Source organism: Volucribacter amazonae (assembly GCF_029783845.1).
Taxonomy (GTDB): Bacteria; Pseudomonadota; Gammaproteobacteria; order Enterobacterales; family Pasteurellaceae; genus Volucribacter; species Volucribacter amazonae.
Genome location: NZ_LWID01000001.1, coordinates 1,399,622 through 1,414,625, shown reverse-complemented (window position 1 = coordinate 1,414,625; position 15,004 = coordinate 1,399,622). Strand labels below are relative to the sequence as shown.

Sequence of the window (15,004 nt, the reverse complement as noted above, 5' to 3'; positions counted from 1 at the left end):
AATACGGTGTTGGTACGCCTCGCCGTACTATTTGTGGGTCTTCGGCGTACCGCCTTGTCTTATTAAATTGGAACGACTACCTAAGATAAATATCAAACCGATGATTTTTGGTTTCTCGGCTAAAGTGCGGTACTTTTTCTGCGAGAAATTGGGCGTAGTCGGGGCGTTTTACCACCACACGTTGGCGAGCTAATTGTAAGGCGGGAGTAAGTAGCAAATCGGCATCTAAATCAGCACCGACAAGTTGTTGGAACACACGCATTTCTTTTTTGACTAATGCACTTTTTTGTTTATGTGGATACATGGGGTCAAGATAAACCACGTCGGCATAATCCAAGTTGGCGTTGAGTTGAGCCAAATGGGTTTGTGGCAGTAAGCGTAGGTTTTGTTGTAGTAATTCGCCGATATCAGGATCTTGATAAGCTCGTTGTAAGCCGTCTTGTAACAATAAACGTACCACTGGGTGGCGTTCAATTAAACGCACTTGGCAACCTAATACCGCTAACACAAAAGCATCACGCCCTAATCCTGCGGTAGCATCAATGACGGTAGGAAGTCTATCTTTTTTTATGCCTACCGCTTTGGCAATGGCTTCGCCTCGCCCACCACCGAACTTACGCCGATGTGCCATTGTGCCACCAACAAAATCCACATAAATCGCCCCAAGTTTGGGTTCATCAAGTTTGCGTAATTCTAAGCGTGTTTGTGTGTCTTGATGAGTGGTTTTAACCAAGGCTAAGGGCTGATTATGTTCAGCGACAATGCCGTTTTCGCCACAAAATTGGCGAAAATCCTCGTTATTTTGGGTTTCATCAAGTAATTGTAATGCTACTTGCGTGTTAGCCATACGCCAGTTTCCAGATGTTCAGTGTAAGGGAATTGATCAAATAATGCCGCTTTGGCAATGCGATGTGTTTGGCAAAGTTGCTGTAAATTATCGCATAAGCTCTGTGGATTACAGGAAATATACAAGATTTGATCATATTGTTGGATTAATGCGATAGTATCTTGATCCAAGCCTGCTCGGGGTGGATCAACCAATACCGTATGGCAATCATATTCAGCCAAATCAATGCCCTTTAAGCGGTTAAATTGACGTACGCCATTGATGGCTTGGGTAAATTCTTCCGCAGACATACGAATAATTTGCAGGTTGTCAATTTGGTTAGCTTGGATATTATATTGTGCAGCATTGACCGAAGATTTAGCGATTTCAGTGGCTAGCACTTTGCGGAAATTTTGTGCCAAAGGGATAGAAAAATTGCCGTTGCCACAATAAAGCTCTAGCAAGTCGCCTTGGCTGTGGCGAGTGCAATCCACCGCCCATTCTAGCATTTTACAATTTATCTTGGCATTGGGTTGAGTAAAGCTATTTTCTACTTGGCGATAAAAATAATCACGTCCATAAACAGGCAACACTTCCAAGACAAAATCCTGATCTAAACAGATTTTTTGTTTATTGGCTCGTCCAATAATATGCACTTTAAAGCCTTGCTCAATCAGTTGTTGTTTTAGGTTTAACGCTGCTTGTTGCCATTGTTCATCAAGTTTTTTGTGATAGAGCAAGCTCACAATAATTTCACCACTCAAACTGCTCAGATAATCAATTTGAAATAATTTTTGTCTTAATAAGGTTGATGTTTTAAGTAGCGGAATAATGGCTGACATTATTTGATTGATCAGCTGACTTGCCACAGGAAATTGTTGTACCGCATAACGCTGTTTGCTGATGGGATCAAACATAATATGAAACAAATCTTGTTGTTCGTGCCAGATTCTAAATTCTGCGCGCATACGATAATGTTGCGGTTCAGAGGCAAAAACGGCGAATTCAGGCGGATTAAAAGGGGCAAGAAGTGCGGTTAGTTTTTGAATTTTTTTTTGTAATAACGGTTGATATTGTTCAATGGGAAGTTTTTGTATCATATCGGATTTTTTGCTTAAAGGGTTACGGACTGGATTTTAGCCTAAAAAAGGCTTGGGATCACAAGCCTTTTATAGTCGTTTCACTTTAAAATCATACGACGTTGGTACGCCTCGTCCTACTATCTGTACTGTTTTCGGCGTACCGTAAATTGAAACGACTATAATAGCATAAATTATTCGGTAAATTCTTCGCTAGCCTCGGGTGCTACATTGCCTGATAAGGTATAAAGGCGTTTAGTACTTGATGTTAAGGTACGATATTTATACCAGACTTTTTCAAAAGGGGTTTCAGCAGGGCGTTCCCCACGACAAAACGCCACAAAGGCTTTTTCCTCTTTGGTTGTAGGTTCACGCTCGCCCATATCTAGGGCTTTAAAGGCTTGTCCATATTGTTCTAATATTTGTGATTCACGAATGGTGTAATCGCCGTGGCGAGAAAAACCTCTTGGGTAATTTTTATCATCAAAAAAACGGCGTTCAACACGAAAACTTTCAGCCATAATATCCTCTTATTATCTCAGTCAATAAAAATGCGTTTGCATTAAAACAGCTTATAAAAATAAGTCAATTATTTTTTCAATAATTGTTTCACTGTTTCCACATATTCACTCACAAAGGTTTCTACATTTGTATTTGATAAACCTTCTGGATTAACGCGGAATCTGCCATTAACATAAAAATCAGGTACGCCACGCACATTAAAGGTTTCCGCTAATTTTGCTTGACGATTTACCAAATTATTCACTGCAAAACTGTTAATTGAGCTGTCAAATTGTTCGGCAGAAATACCATTATTAATAAAGACTTGGCGAATATCTGCCATAGAGTTAAAGGCGTTGTTTTGTGCCCCAATAAATAAATCATTTTTCACTTTATCTTCTATCCCCATTGCCATAGCCAATGCCCAAGCACGAGAAAGGTTTTCCGATTGTCTACCTAAGAAATCAACGTGGTATTGTTTAAAACTCACGCCCTCTGGCAAATTTTGTTGAATTTGTTGTGGGATTTTGTAATCCACATCAAAATAGTAACAATGTGGGCAATAAAAAGAGAAAAATTCAATCACCTCAGGTTGTGCTGAACGAGGTTGATCAATAACTTGGTATTGTTTGCCCTCCGTAAGGTTGAGTTCATTGGCATAAACGGCGGTAGCGGCGAAAAGTGCGGTTAAAATTGTCAAAATTTTTTTCATTCTTGTTTCCTTATTTAATAATTCCACGTGCTTTTAATAAAGCGGATTTAAAGTCGTCTTCATAATCTTTTTTGATCCCCGGGATTGGCTCAAATTTATCTTTATCTGCCATTTTAAGCTGATAAATAATGACTTCATCAGATAACTCAGCCAAAGGTTTATCAAAGCCAGCCTCTTGGGCAATCTTTTGTAAGATTTGAGTAAGGTTTAACTCAGGATCTTTAGACCAATAAGGCTGTAAAAGTTCCAATACTTCATTTAAACGATGACATTTCATAGCGTTTCCTCTTATATAGACTTAACCTAGCCAGTTCAATAGATTTGAACCAAAATAGCAATATGTTACACTTTCAGCATAATATTGCAATGAAAGCAGGAATAAAATATGCCAATTAGCCTTAGTGCCGTTATTTTAGCTGGTGGACAAGGTAAACGTATGGGCGGTGTAGATAAAGGTTTACAATTATTACAGGGAAAACCTTTGATACAACATATATTACAACGCCTACAACCTCAACTGCCCCATATTGCCATTAATGCCAATCGGCATTTGCCCCAATATGCACAATATGGTTACCCTGTGTTTAATGATGAACTTGCTGGCTTTCAAGGCCCATTAAGCGGTATGCTTACAGGCTTAAAGCGAGCCACTAGCGATTATGTGCTATTTGTTCCCTGTGATTGCCCTTATTTTCCCCTTAATTTAGTGGAAAAGCTCTCTCAAGCGGTACAACAAGGGGCATTAGTGGCTTATGCTGACGATGGGCAACGTGGCCACCCAACCTTTTGTTTGTTATCAACACAACTGATTAGCCCATTAAACAGCTATCTTGCGCAAAGACAACGTAAAGTCTTGGTCTTTTTTCAGCAACAACAAGCGATAGCTGTTGATTTTTCTGAACAAAAACAGGCTTTTATCAATATAAATCAATGGCAAGATTTACACGAAAATAAGGTTTAAGGTTGCCGTTGCCATAAGGTTTTTTTGCCAAATCCTAAGGTATTGTCGGTAAATTTAATTTCATTGAAACAAATTTCCCATAATGCTGATTTCATGACACGTGCATAGGGAAAACGCTCGTAATAAAGGGCTAAGCCCGTTTTCTTTAATTCGCCATGTAGTTCATTTATTTGCCCTGTAAATTGAATACCTTGTAACTTAGCAACAGTGGTAGAGTCGTGAATAATCGTGCCTGTTACTTGAGGATTGGTTTGCATAATCAAACCATGACGGGTGTCTTGGTTAGTGCGAATTAATAAGCTGTTATTGTGTGGATTAAAAGCATAAAAACAAATGGTTGACCACATATCTTGTTGATTAAACACACTTAAACTCACAATATGCTTACGTTGGAGGAATTTAATGATATTTTCTTGCATAAGATTTACCCGATAAAAAAACAATGCTATATTTCACCGCACTTTTTACCAGAAATAAAGATTGATCGGATAATTTATGGAACAATTTGTTGAAATTACCCCAGAAGAGGCATGGCAATTATTACAGCAAGAAGAAGCGGTATTAGTAGATATTCGTGATTTGCCACGTTTTAGTTATAGTCGCCCACAAGGGGCTTTTCATTTAACCAATCAAAGTTACGGGCAATTTCAAGATGAATATGATTTTGACCAGCCTGTGATTGTAAGTTGTTACCATGGTGTCAGTAGTCGCAATGTGGCACAATTTTTACTTGAACAAGGCTATGAGCAGGTTTATAGTTTAAAAGGCGGTTTTGACGCTTGGGTCAGAGCGGAATTACCTATTGAAACGGGGTATTGATCCTTTTATATCGCTGTTCTATTTTTAAATAATATAGTCGTCCCACTTTAAAATAATACAGCATTGACACACCTCGCTGTACTATTTGCACTGTTCTAAATTGATGCGACAATAATATATAGCTTTGCTAGAGGGTTGTACTATAATGGTTAAAACTGAGGAGGAAAACATGGCTATTTCTATTGAAGAAGTGATGAAAAATGTTGTTGCAGTTCCACAACGCCAGATGACAGAAGCGGAGTGGTATCTTGAAAAGATCGAGTCTGGTGAGTTAAAAACAGTTAGTAATGAGGAAGTAATGGCTAAACTAGATGCGCTTTATTTAAAATATTTTGAGAAATAAAAAATGGATTTTGATTATAAAATCAAATGGATTGAAAGTGCAGAAGAAGAATTATTAAAAAAAGCAGAATTCATTTTTGAGCAAAGTAAAAATAAGGATATTGCTTTAAAATTTATAAATGATATAAAAGAAAATGCTTTAAAAAGATTAACTTTGATAGCTCATTCTTTTAATGATAAAGAGATTAAATTTTATACATTATTGAATGGTCATAGGGTAAAATTTTTTGTTGAACATAATCAAAAAACTATTTATATCATTGATTTCATAGCAAAAGGAAGAAATTGCCATTAAAACAGGTCTAAACAATATTTCTGAAAATGCGATAATCTATTATCTAGCCTGCCCTATCAAATTATCATCATTTTTAAGTTGAGTAGCCAAGGTGGAAGACCCTATAAACAATGATGATGCTTACAATCCAGCTTACAAGCGAGCCAAACTAAATTAAAAATGGCAAAAACAGGATAACGAAAACCAAAGTATAGTTGTTCCAATTTATAGTCGTTTCAATTTAAAATGAGACAAGGCGGTGCGCTGAAGACAGTACAGGTAGTACGGCGAGGCGTACCAACGCTGTATCATTTTAAAGTGGGACGACTATAAAATAAAACAAGGCGGCTCGCTGAATACATACAGATAGTACGGCGAGGTGTGTCAATGCTGTATTATTTTAAAGTAGAATGACGATATTTAGCTGTTAATAGTAAAGCCAACTACTGCAATATAAACCACCACCAAATAAAATAATAACCCCAAGAGGATCAATAATCTTTTCGCTAATTGCGGACGATGCTGTCTTAGTTTAAATAATAAGCGAGCCAAAATGGCTAAAATAAAAGGATAGCTCCATAAAAATACCGACATGCCATTAATTTGTCCATCGGATAATAAGGGATTTTTACTGAGATTTGGTGAAATTAATAAAGCAAGTGGCCATAATAAAATGGGCAAGCAAAAAATGGCTAACCCCCAAGTAAAGGGTTGAAAGCCTTGTGGTATTTGATCTTTTTCCATTGTCTTTGTGTATCCTGATTGAGCGATATATATTAGGTATGGCATTATAACAATAAATCACTGATAATTCTGTGTATTGTGTTAAACCTTAAAAATCGAGATGATATGAAATTATTGCTACAAAGTGAGATCGGGGCATTAGCCTTGCATTTTCGTGATTATATTCGTAATAAATATGGTGTTGAACTCAAATTGCAACAAACCGAACAAGGAGATCGCCTTTATATTGAGGAAGATAATCCTTATTTTGCTGACATTTTGCAAGAAAGTGAGCAATTTTTGCAAAATCCCTTTGATCCTCGTTATGAACAAGCCAGTTGGCAAGCGGGTGATATAGGTGTTTATCAACCTAAGCAAAAGAGCGGTCTGTTTTTGGTAAATTTTTGGCAACAATATTGCCCACCTTTTACCTTATTTATTAGCTTAGTTTGTATTGGGCTTTATGTTTTAGCTTTGTTTATTGGCGATGAGCCTATTTTTTTGGCAATGCATTATCCTGCTTATTATGACGAGGAATGGCAAATTTGGCGTTACGTTTCTCATTCATTGGTACATTTGTCGTTACCACATTTATTACTCAATTTGACCTTTTGGATTTATTTGGGACATATTATAGAGAAAAATCTTGGTTGGGTGCGGTTATGTGTCTTGTATTTGAGTTTTGCGTTGTTCTCAGGTATTGCTCAAAATTGGGCTGACGGCCCTGCATTCTTTGGGTTATCTGGTGTAGTCTATGGGTTAATTGGTTATGCTTTGGTGCTTGATCGCTTTGCCAAACAAAGCTGGTTTATCTTACCCTCAGGTTTTAGCTTAATGATTGTTGTGGGATTAATCAGTGGCTTTGTTGCTCCTTTGGTGGGGATTAATGTGGGCAATGCAGCACATATTAGTGGGTTGATTGTTGGATTAATCGCAGGCGTTGTTGAGCTATGTTATCAGCGTTTAAAAGCTACCTCTATGACCTAATTTAAGATAGAATGACCGCATTAATATTAAAATATCAATGATGCTTGGGAAGTAAATTATGAAACAATCTATTCGCCATAAAAAAATTATTGAACAAGTAAAATTAAATGGCTATGCAAGCACAGAACAATTAGTGGCGATATTAAAGGTTAGCCCACAGACCATTCGCCGAGATTTGAATGAATTAGCGGAACAAAATTTAATTCGCCGTCATCATGGCGGTGCTGCTTCGCCGTCTAATTCGGAAAATAGCGATTATACTGATCGCAAAGACTTTTTTTCCCTTGAGAAAAATTTGATTGCTCAACAAGCAGCTTTAATGATCCCCGAGGGGGCATCTTTATTTATTGATATTGGTACGACACCTGAAGCGGTGGCAAATGCCTTGTTAAACCATAAAAAATTACGTATTGTAACAAATAACCTCAATGCCGCACATTTACTTAGACAAAATGAAACCTTTGATATTACGGTGGCAGGCGGTTCATTACGTCGAGATGGAGGCGTGATGGGCGAGGCTACAGTGGCTTTTATTTCTCAATTTCGCTTAGATTTTGCTATTTTGGGAATTAGTAGTATCGATCATGATGGTTCATTATTGGATTATGATTATCATGAAGTACAGGTAAAACGTGCTATTATTGAAAATTCCCGTACAACCTTATTGGTTGCTGATCATTCTAAATTTAGCCGACGCGCTATTGTACGGCTTGGTTCTGTAGCTGATGTGGATTATGTTCTTACGGATACCACACCGCCTCAAACGGTATTAGACTTAATGGCAAGTCATCATGTTGAACTTAAACTTTGCCAAGCTAAATAAGATTGTTATGGTTTTTACTCGAGATAAATTCCTTGCTTATGCTCAATTAATGCGGCTTGATCGCCCTATTGGTTCACTACTCTTGCTATGGCCAACTTTATGGGCGTTGTTCCTTGCTAATAAAGGCGTTCCCGATTTTTTTACCCTCGTTATTTTTGTTTTGGGGGTGTTTGTGATGCGTGCGGCAGGCTGTGTAATTAATGATTACGCCGATCGGCATATTGACGGTCAAGTTAAACGCACTTCACAACGCCCTCTAGCCACAGGCAGAGCAACCGCCAAAGAGGCAAAATGCTTATTTATTGTCTTGATTTTTATTGCCTTTATTTTGGTGTTGTTTCTTAATCTTTATACTATTGCGTTATCCTTTGTTGCGGTGTTATTAGCGATTATTTATCCCTTTATGAAACGCTATACCCATTTGCCTCAGTTCTTTCTTGGGGCGGCATTTGGCTGGTCTATTCCGATGGCGTATGGGGCAAGCATTGAATATCTCCCCCTTGAATGTTGGTTATTATTTATGGCAAATATTGCTTGGACAGTGGCTTATGATACCCAATATGCTATGGTGGATCGTGATGATGATTTACGCATAGGGGTTAAATCTACTGCCATTTTATTTGCTCAATATGATAATAAAGTGATCGCTTTATTGCAATTTATCAGCTTATTGCTGTTAATTAGCATTGGTATAATAACGAAGTTACACCCCAGTTATTTTATTGGTTTAAGCATTGCTGCCACTTGTTTTATTTATCAATGTAAATTAACCAAAAGCCGAGCAAGAGAGGCTTGTTTTAAGGCTTTCTTAAATAACAATTATTTTGGTATGTTGATGTTTATTGCCATTTTATTTGGTATTTTTTACTAATCTTGCATTGAAATTTCCATATCCGAAACCATATATTCCTGTATAGCGATTTGCGTACAAACGCAGTAATGATTTGAGAAATATAGTCGTTTCAATTTAATTTGAAATAAGACAAAGCAAGCCAACGTAGTATTACTGCAACGTTGACTAACAAAGTAAAAGGAAAAACTATGACAACAATCGTGAGTGTACGCCGTAATGGCAATGTGGTTGTGGGGGGCGATGGACAGGTATCATTAGGTAATACCGTAATGAAAGGCAATGCCCGTAAAGTAAGACGGCTTTATAATAACAAAGTGCTGGCAGGATTTGCTGGCGGAACTGCTGACGCATTTACCTTATTTGAACTGTTTGAGCGTAAACTGGAAATGCACCAAGGGCATTTATTAAAAAGTGCGGTGGAATTAGCCAAAGAATGGCGTACCGATCGAGCATTACGCCGTTTAGAGGCAATGTTAATCGTTGCGGACGCCGAAGAATCCTTAATCATCACAGGAAATGGCGATGTGGTGCAACCTGAAAAAGATCAGATCTTAGCCATTGGTTCTGGTGGCAATTATGCCCTCTCTGCGGCACGTGCCTTAGTGGAAAATACCCAATTATCCGCACGAGATATTGTGGAAAAATCACTAAAAATTGCAGGGGATATTTGTGTATTTACCAATACCCATTTCACCATTGAAGAATTATCCAAGGATTAATCTTAATAGGATTAATTTGTAAGTTTAGCGAATAAAAGGAAAAAACAGATGTCGGAAATGACCCCTAGAGAGATAGTTTCAGAATTAGATCAACATATTATCGGTCAAGCTGATGCCAAACGTGCAGTGGCGATTGCATTGCGAAATCGTTGGCGAAGATTGCAATTACCTGATGCCCTACGCCACGAAGTTACCCCAAAAAATATCCTAATGATTGGACCTACTGGGGTAGGTAAAACAGAAATTGCACGCCGTTTAGCCAAATTAGCCAATGCCCCTTTTATTAAGGTAGAGGCAACCAAATTTACCGAAGTGGGCTATGTGGGTAAAGAAGTGGATTCCATTATCCGCGATCTTACCGACAGTGCAATGAAATTAGTACGTCAAACGGAAATTGAGAAAAACCGTTTTCGTGCAGAAGAGGCGGCGGAAGAGCGTATCTTAGATGCCCTGTTACCACCAGCCAAAAATCAATGGGGACAAGCAGAAGAAACGGATAATCATAGCCATACTCGCCAAATTTTCCGTAAGAAATTGCGTGAGGGGCAATTAGACGACAAAGAAATTGATATTGAAGTGGCAGCTCCTTCAATGGGCGTAGAAATTATGGCACCACCGGGTATGGAAGAAATGACTAACCAATTACAGTCTATGTTCCAAAATTTATCCAGTGGACAAACCAAAAAACGCAAAATGAAAATCAAAGATGCGTTGAAAGCCCTGATTGATGATGAGGCGGCTAAATTGCTTAATCCTGAAGAGCTAAAAGATAAAGCCATTGAAGCCGTTGAGCAATATGGTATTGTTTTTATTGATGAAATAGACAAAATTTGCCGCCGAGGAGAACATTCTGGTGCTGATGTTTCGCGTGAGGGGGTACAACGAGATTTACTGCCTTTAGTGGAAGGGTCAACGGTCAATACCAAACATGGTATGGTCAAAACCGATCATATTTTATTTATTTGTTCAGGGGCATTCCAAGTGGCTCGCCCATCAGATTTAATCCCTGAATTACAAGGGCGTTTACCTATTCGTGTGGAATTATCCGCATTAACCGTTGGCGATTTTGAACGTATTCTTACTGAGCCTAATGCCTCTTTAACCGAACAATATGTTGCTTTAATGGCAACTGAGGGGGTGAATATTGAGTTTAGCAAAGATGCCATTACGAAAATTGCCGAGGCGGCTTTCCATGTAAACGAAAAAACCGAGAATATCGGTGCGCGCCGTTTGCATACAGTAATGGAACGTTTAATGGATAAAATTTCCTTTAATGCTAGCGATATGAGTGGCGAAAAAGTCTTGATTGATGCCAATTATGTAAGCGATGCTCTCGGCACTATTGTTGAGAATGAGGATTTAAGTCGTTTTATTTTATAATTTCTTATGGCGGTATAATGTTTATCGCATAAAAAATTATTGAAAAATTGACCGCACTTATTGGATAAGTGCGGTTAATTTTTTTAAAGTTTTGCACTATTCTTATTAAGACTTATACAAAAATTTACCCTCAAGCGAGATTAGTTAAAGCATAAAAGGTTATACTTTGGACAAATATAACCTTTAACCACAATAAAATTTATTTCTTATAGAAGGAAAAGTATGATGAAAAAACCACTTATTTTTGCTTTAATTGCCATGTTAATGGGCGGGCAAGTGTTGGCAGATACGCCGACTGCGGATAATCAAAATCCTGCTTGGTCAAAACAATATGGTGGGGCAGATAAAAGTTATGATCAGCAGTTATTAACCTTGCGTGAACAAATCGCCCCACGTTTTCAACAATTAAGTTTTAAAGATGAAAAAACAGGGCGTACTATGGAATATAACCTTTATATTCCGAAAAACTATGATCCTAACCAACAATATCCTTTAGTGATGTTTATGGCTGATGCAAGCACAGTGGGGAAAGGCGTTAAAGCCCCTTTAATGCAAGGTTATGGGGGGATTATTTGGGCAACTGATGAAGTGCAGGATAAACAACCGACCTTTGTACTTGTTCCTGCTTATGCTGGACCACAGGCGGCGGTAAATGACGATTGGCAAACTTCTGATGAGGTAGCCACGACCCTAGATTTATTAGAAAATGTGGTGTCTCGTTACAATATTGACCGTAATCGTTTATATACCACAGGGCAATCTATGGGCGGTATGATGTCGTTCTATTTTAATGCCACTCACCCTGATTTATTTGCGGCTTCATTGTTTGTGGGAAGTCAATGGGACGTGAATGTGTTAAAACCTTTGGCAAAAGAAAAATTCTTCTATATTGTTTCCGCAGGCGATCCGAAAGCCTCAAAAGGTATGGCGGAATTAGGGCAATTATTTCATCAGCTCGGGGTAAAATATGGCGAAATTGAATTTTCCGCTAAGTTACCAGAGGCGGAACAAAATGCCAAAGTACAGCAATTAATTGCCGAGGGCTATCCAATTAATTTTGTGCAATTTACCGCAGGTAGTGTATTGCCAGAGAATATTGAGGTAAATAGTAAAGCAGGCGATCATATGTATTCCTTTGATTATGCTTATTTATTGCCAGCAGTAAGAGATTGGTTGCTGTCCCAGAAGAAAGATTAATTTTGCTGTTATCGCCACCGTTATGGTGGCGATATATAGTCGTTCCATTTTAAAATAATACAGTGTTGGCACGCTTTGCTCTATTCTTTGTACTGCTTTGTCTTATTTTAAATTGAAACGCTATATATTTTGTTATCTCACCCAAATCTGCCCATTAATATGGTGGATTTCTGCTTGGTAACCGTACAGATCCTGAATATGGGCGGTGGTAAGCATTTGTTCAGTTGAGCCATAGCGTAATGGGTTGCCTGTTTTCATTAGGATTAAATGATCGCAATAGCGGGCGGCTAAATTAAGATCATGTAATACAATTAAGACTAAATGTTGTTTTGCAAGCTGTTGTGTGGCTTGTAAAAAGCTATGTTGATGTTTAAGATCTAACGCACTGGTAGGTTCGTCCAATAAGACCAATTTTTCTTCAGAACTTGCTAAAATTTGTAACCAAGTTCTACTTGCTTGTACCCGTTGTTTTTCGCCCCCAGAAAGCCGTAAGTAATTGCTATGGGCTAAATGGTTTATCTCAAATAATTGCATTACTTGCTTGATTAAGGCTGAACGGTATTTCGTTTCAAGATTGGGGTGCATCATTAAGCCCATTTCTACAATTTCTTTGACCTTAAAGGCAAAGTTAAGCTGACTATGCTGTGGCATAAACACCAGTTGTTTAGCTCGTTGTTGCCAGTTTAATTGGGCGAGATTATGTTGTTGCCAATAAATCTTGCCTTGGTAGGGTAGATGCTGTCCTAGGGTTTTAAGCAGGGTAGATTTACCTGCCCCATTTGCCCCCAGAATACCGACACATTGTCCTGTGGTTAAGGTTAAATTGCTATCAGTCAGTAAGGTTTGCTGGGATAATTGAATTGCTAAATGTTCAATGACTAACATTCTTACCCCTGTTGTCTGGATTTTATTAACAAATAAATAAAAAAGGGTGTGCCAAGTAGGGCGGTTAATATGCCAATGGGAATTTCGGCTGGGGGAGCAATAATTCTCGCCAAAATATCTGATGTTAATAAGATGATCGCCCCTAATAAGGCACTTGCAGGGATTAGGGGGCGATGATTTGCCCCTAACAGCGTTCGGCAAATATGCGGAATTACCAAGCCGATAAAACCGATAATTCCTGCACTGGCTACGGCGATCCCTACCGCAAGAGCGGTAAAAATAATGCAATGGTATTTGACTTTCTCAATATCAATACCTAAATGGCGAGCCTCTAAATCCCCTAATAACAAGGCGTTTAAGGCTTGGGCAAGATGAGAAAAACGCCAATAAATCAGGATAAAAACCATAGCACAAAGTGTAATATTGTAGCTATTGGCTTGGCTTAATGAACCTAATTGCCACATACTTAATTCCCTTAATGCACTATCGTTAGCGATAAATTGCAAAATCCCTAAAAAAGCAAAGGCAAGCGAACCTATGGCAATGCCACTTAATAACATTAATTTCACGTCAGAACCGAACTCACTGCGTCCAATTTTATATACAAATAACGTTGCCATTAATCCACCAATAAAAGCAAATATGGCAATAAGATGAGTTTGCCAAAAAAACAAGCCACTGGGAATTAACACAATAGCAATGCCTGCCCCTAAAGCTGCCCCAGCACTTACCCCAATAACACTAGGATCAGCCAATGGATTGCGGAATAACCCTTGTAATACTGAGCCACAAATAGCTAAGATTGCACCAATCAATAGGCAAAGTAAGGTTCTTGGTAGGCGTAATTGTTGCACAATAAACACCACTTGCGAGTTACCTTGTCCAAATAACGCCAGAAAATTTTGTTTAAGGTCAAGGGACACCGCCCCCACAGACAGGGAAAGCAGAAATAACATTAACAAAATTGCCCAGCCGATAAATAAAAACAGGGAATAACGCATAGCTTTGGCAACCAAGGGCTATAAACAATGATGGGTTGTGATACCCTGCATAATGCGTTGCGTTTCTGCTAAGGTAGTCAGATTAAATCCACCAAGTAAGGCTTGCCCGTCAACAGTAAAAATACATTGATTTTTGACCGCACTTAATTGGTTCAAAAACGGATATTTATTGAGCGTTTCGTCTAAATCTTGGCTAAGGCTACGCTGTGCCACCAACAAAACTTTTGGTTGTTGTAATAAAATTTGTTCTGTTGAATAAGGATAATAATTTGCTTGTTGGTTAGCGAGATTATCAATATGTAGCAAGTTAAACATACTTGCCATAGTGCTATCTTGCCCTGACGCCATAATATTATTTTCGGCTAATACCAAACCTAATCCTGTTAAGCCTTGTGGGGCTTGCGAAGTAAATTGAGCGAGTTGTTGTTGAATATCAGCAAGTAACTGCTCGGCTTGCTGTGGTTTATCCAATAATTGCCCTAATTGCTCAATATGCTGCATCAAATCTTTGACATTGTTATGGGGGTTATCAAGTTTAATTACTTTAACCCCAGCTTGCGCTAATTGTTGTAGCACATTTTCTGGCCCCATTTCACTGCTACCAATCAGATAATCAGGTTGTAAAGACAATACCCCTTCAGTGGTTAAATGGCGTTGATAACCCAATACCGGCAAATGATTTTCAGAGGCAAAACGGCGACTGGTAGAATCCACCGCAACCACTTGGGATTTAGCCCCTAAGGCAAATAATAACTCGGTTACCCCAGCGCCAACAGAAACAATCCGAGTAGGCGATTGTGCCAAGGTAACACTGGTTTGTAATATTAAGCAACAAAATAAAATAATACGGTACATTTTTCTTTCCTCTAAAAATAAATAAGGATTATTATCATTTCTTTTTATTGAAAAAGTCAATGGTTGG

20 protein-coding genes are annotated in these 15,004 nt (G+C 38.4%); 10 read left to right on the top strand and 10 right to left on the bottom strand.

Annotated elements, in window-relative coordinates:
- Positions 1-76: 76 nt before the first annotated feature.
- The 5 genes from A6A20_RS06820 to A6A20_RS06800 form a co-directional block, all read right to left on the bottom strand.
- Positions 77-847 carry a class I SAM-dependent methyltransferase gene (locus A6A20_RS06820; protein ID WP_279572736.1) on the bottom strand — a complete coding sequence of 257 codons (771 nt, stop codon included), beginning with the start codon at positions 845-847 and terminating at the stop codon, positions 77-79.
- Entirely contained in the window at positions 829-1,926 is a 1,098-nt protein-coding gene (gene trmA, locus A6A20_RS06815) for a tRNA (uridine(54)-C5)-methyltransferase TrmA (protein WP_279572735.1), read from the bottom strand. Before trmA ends, A6A20_RS06820 begins: the two co-directional genes overlap by 19 nt.
- Positions 1,927-2,099: 173 nt before the next feature.
- Positions 2,100-2,426 carry a MaoP family protein gene (locus tag A6A20_RS06810; protein WP_279572734.1) on the bottom strand — a complete coding sequence of 109 codons (327 nt, stop codon included), beginning with the start codon at positions 2,424-2,426 and terminating at the stop codon, positions 2,100-2,102.
- 68 nt (positions 2,427-2,494) lie between these two features.
- Positions 2,495-3,118 (bottom strand): thiol:disulfide interchange protein DsbA, encoded by a 624-nt coding sequence (gene dsbA, locus A6A20_RS06805; protein WP_279572733.1) that lies wholly within the window; start codon positions 3,116-3,118, stop codon positions 2,495-2,497.
- 10 nt (positions 3,119-3,128) lie between these two features.
- A complete protein-coding gene (locus A6A20_RS06800; protein ID WP_279572732.1) occupies positions 3,129-3,395 on the bottom strand; it encodes a YihD family protein in 267 nt (88 codons plus the stop codon).
- 108 nt (positions 3,396-3,503) lie between these two features.
- Here A6A20_RS06800 and mobA point away from each other — a divergent pair, with 108 nt between their 5' ends.
- Positions 3,504-4,079 (top strand): molybdenum cofactor guanylyltransferase MobA, encoded by a 576-nt coding sequence (gene mobA / locus A6A20_RS06795; RefSeq protein ID WP_279572731.1) that lies wholly within the window; start codon positions 3,504-3,506, stop codon positions 4,077-4,079.
- Here the strand turns inward: mobA and A6A20_RS06790 are convergent.
- Positions 4,076-4,498, bottom strand: coding sequence for a PNPOx family protein (locus tag A6A20_RS06790; RefSeq protein ID WP_279572730.1), 423 nt, complete (start codon positions 4,496-4,498; stop codon positions 4,076-4,078). The genes mobA and A6A20_RS06790 overlap by 4 nt on opposite strands.
- A gap of 76 nt (positions 4,499-4,574) precedes the next feature.
- On the opposite strand from A6A20_RS06790, the gene glpE reads away from it, so the two are divergent.
- The 3 genes from glpE to A6A20_RS06775 all read left to right on the top strand — a co-directional run bounded on the left by glpE (position 4,575) and on the right by A6A20_RS06775 (position 5,535).
- Complete coding sequence (gene glpE, locus A6A20_RS06785; RefSeq protein WP_279572729.1) at positions 4,575-4,898, top strand: thiosulfate sulfurtransferase GlpE; 324 nt, start codon at positions 4,575-4,577, stop codon at positions 4,896-4,898.
- Positions 4,899-5,067: 169 nt separating this feature from the next.
- Positions 5,068-5,241: a hypothetical protein gene (locus A6A20_RS06780; RefSeq protein ID WP_279572728.1), complete on the top strand. Its 174-nt coding sequence runs from the start codon at positions 5,068-5,070 to the stop codon at positions 5,239-5,241.
- A 3-nt stretch (positions 5,242-5,244) separates the two neighbouring features.
- The gene (locus A6A20_RS06775; RefSeq protein WP_279572727.1) at positions 5,245-5,535 is read left to right on the top strand and encodes a type II toxin-antitoxin system RelE/ParE family toxin; all 291 of its coding nucleotides are present in this window, start codon (positions 5,245-5,247) and stop codon (positions 5,533-5,535) included.
- A 399-nt stretch (positions 5,536-5,934) separates the two neighbouring features.
- Here A6A20_RS06775 and A6A20_RS06770 read toward each other — a convergent pair whose 3' ends face one another.
- Positions 5,935-6,258: a DUF5389 family protein gene (locus A6A20_RS06770; RefSeq protein ID WP_279572726.1), complete on the bottom strand. Its 324-nt coding sequence runs from the start codon at positions 6,256-6,258 to the stop codon at positions 5,935-5,937.
- A 105-nt stretch (positions 6,259-6,363) separates the two neighbouring features.
- On the opposite strand from A6A20_RS06770, the gene A6A20_RS06765 reads away from it, so the two are divergent.
- The 6 genes from A6A20_RS06765 (at position 6,364) to A6A20_RS06740 (ending at position 12,196) form a co-directional block, all read left to right on the top strand.
- On the top strand, positions 6,364-7,224 hold the full coding sequence (locus A6A20_RS06765; protein ID WP_279572725.1) for a rhomboid family intramembrane serine protease: 861 nt from the start codon (positions 6,364-6,366) through the stop codon (positions 7,222-7,224).
- 58 nt (positions 7,225-7,282) lie between these two features.
- Positions 7,283-8,047, top strand: coding sequence for a DeoR/GlpR family transcriptional regulator (locus A6A20_RS06760; RefSeq protein ID WP_279572724.1), 765 nt, complete (start codon positions 7,283-7,285; stop codon positions 8,045-8,047).
- A 7-nt stretch (positions 8,048-8,054) separates the two neighbouring features.
- Positions 8,055-8,918: a 4-hydroxybenzoate octaprenyltransferase gene (gene ubiA, locus A6A20_RS06755; RefSeq protein ID WP_279573762.1), complete on the top strand. Its 864-nt coding sequence runs from the start codon at positions 8,055-8,057 to the stop codon at positions 8,916-8,918.
- 170 nt (positions 8,919-9,088) lie between these two features.
- Positions 9,089-9,619, top strand: coding sequence for an ATP-dependent protease subunit HslV (gene hslV / locus A6A20_RS06750; RefSeq protein WP_279572723.1), 531 nt, complete (start codon positions 9,089-9,091; stop codon positions 9,617-9,619).
- 48 nt (positions 9,620-9,667) lie between these two features.
- A complete protein-coding gene (hslU, locus tag A6A20_RS06745; RefSeq protein WP_279572722.1) occupies positions 9,668-10,999 on the top strand; it encodes an HslU--HslV peptidase ATPase subunit in 1,332 nt (443 codons plus the stop codon).
- 222 nt (positions 11,000-11,221) lie between these two features.
- Positions 11,222-12,196, top strand: a complete 975-nt coding sequence (locus A6A20_RS06740; protein WP_279572721.1) for a carboxylesterase family protein — start codon at positions 11,222-11,224, stop codon at positions 12,194-12,196.
- A 132-nt stretch (positions 12,197-12,328) separates the two neighbouring features.
- On the opposite strand, the gene A6A20_RS06735 is transcribed toward A6A20_RS06740, so the two are convergent.
- From A6A20_RS06735 to A6A20_RS06725, 3 genes are read right to left on the bottom strand one after another with little or no spacing between them, the layout of a single operon-like run.
- Entirely contained in the window at positions 12,329-13,081 is a 753-nt protein-coding gene (locus A6A20_RS06735; RefSeq protein WP_279572720.1) for an ATP-binding cassette domain-containing protein, read from the bottom strand.
- Between the two features lie 2 nt (positions 13,082-13,083).
- Positions 13,084-14,082, bottom strand: coding sequence for a FecCD family ABC transporter permease (locus A6A20_RS06730; RefSeq protein ID WP_279572719.1), 999 nt, complete (start codon positions 14,080-14,082; stop codon positions 13,084-13,086).
- Between the two features lie 18 nt (positions 14,083-14,100).
- Positions 14,101-14,937 carry a heme/hemin ABC transporter substrate-binding protein gene (locus A6A20_RS06725; RefSeq protein WP_279572718.1) on the bottom strand — a complete coding sequence of 279 codons (837 nt, stop codon included), beginning with the start codon at positions 14,935-14,937 and terminating at the stop codon, positions 14,101-14,103.
- Positions 14,938-15,004: the final 67 nt, after the last annotated feature.

What these genes read in the sequence shown, in the direction of transcription:
- A6A20_RS06770 (WP_279572726.1), bottom strand. Translation starts at nt 6,258, where the DNA reads ATGGAAAAAGATCAAATACCACAAGGCTTTCAACCCTTTACTTGGGGG.
- A6A20_RS06725 (WP_279572718.1), bottom strand. Translation starts at nt 14,937, where the DNA reads ATGTACCGTATTATTTTATTTTGTTGCTTAATATTACAAACCAGTGTT.
- A6A20_RS06810 (WP_279572734.1), bottom strand. Translation starts at nt 2,426, where the DNA reads ATGGCTGAAAGTTTTCGTGTTGAACGCCGTTTTTTTGATGATAAAAAT.
- mobA (WP_279572731.1), top strand. Translation starts at nt 3,504, where the DNA reads ATGCCAATTAGCCTTAGTGCCGTTATTTTAGCTGGTGGACAAGGTAAA.
- A6A20_RS06790 (WP_279572730.1), bottom strand. Translation starts at nt 4,498, where the DNA reads ATGCAAGAAAATATCATTAAATTCCTCCAACGTAAGCATATTGTGAGT.
- A6A20_RS06765 (WP_279572725.1), top strand. Translation starts at nt 6,364, where the DNA reads ATGAAATTATTGCTACAAAGTGAGATCGGGGCATTAGCCTTGCATTTT.
- A6A20_RS06775 (WP_279572727.1), top strand. Translation starts at nt 5,245, where the DNA reads ATGGATTTTGATTATAAAATCAAATGGATTGAAAGTGCAGAAGAAGAA.
- dsbA (WP_279572733.1), bottom strand. Translation starts at nt 3,118, where the DNA reads ATGAAAAAAATTTTGACAATTTTAACCGCACTTTTCGCCGCTACCGCC.
- A6A20_RS06780 (WP_279572728.1), top strand. Translation starts at nt 5,068, where the DNA reads ATGGCTATTTCTATTGAAGAAGTGATGAAAAATGTTGTTGCAGTTCCA.
- trmA (WP_279572735.1), bottom strand. Translation starts at nt 1,926, where the DNA reads ATGATACAAAAACTTCCCATTGAACAATATCAACCGTTATTACAAAAA.
- hslV (WP_279572723.1), top strand. Translation starts at nt 9,089, where the DNA reads ATGACAACAATCGTGAGTGTACGCCGTAATGGCAATGTGGTTGTGGGG.
- A6A20_RS06740 (WP_279572721.1), top strand. Translation starts at nt 11,222, where the DNA reads ATGATGAAAAAACCACTTATTTTTGCTTTAATTGCCATGTTAATGGGC.
- A6A20_RS06760 (WP_279572724.1), top strand. Translation starts at nt 7,283, where the DNA reads ATGAAACAATCTATTCGCCATAAAAAAATTATTGAACAAGTAAAATTA.
- A6A20_RS06730 (WP_279572719.1), bottom strand. Translation starts at nt 14,082, where the DNA reads ATGCGTTATTCCCTGTTTTTATTTATCGGCTGGGCAATTTTGTTAATG.
- ubiA (WP_279573762.1), top strand. Translation starts at nt 8,055, where the DNA reads ATGGTTTTTACTCGAGATAAATTCCTTGCTTATGCTCAATTAATGCGG.
- glpE (WP_279572729.1), top strand. Translation starts at nt 4,575, where the DNA reads ATGGAACAATTTGTTGAAATTACCCCAGAAGAGGCATGGCAATTATTA.
- A6A20_RS06800 (WP_279572732.1), bottom strand. Translation starts at nt 3,395, where the DNA reads ATGAAATGTCATCGTTTAAATGAAGTATTGGAACTTTTACAGCCTTAT.
- A6A20_RS06820 (WP_279572736.1), bottom strand. Translation starts at nt 847, where the DNA reads ATGGCTAACACGCAAGTAGCATTACAATTACTTGATGAAACCCAAAAT.
- A6A20_RS06735 (WP_279572720.1), bottom strand. Translation starts at nt 13,081, where the DNA reads ATGTTAGTCATTGAACATTTAGCAATTCAATTATCCCAGCAAACCTTA.
- hslU (WP_279572722.1), top strand. Translation starts at nt 9,668, where the DNA reads ATGTCGGAAATGACCCCTAGAGAGATAGTTTCAGAATTAGATCAACAT.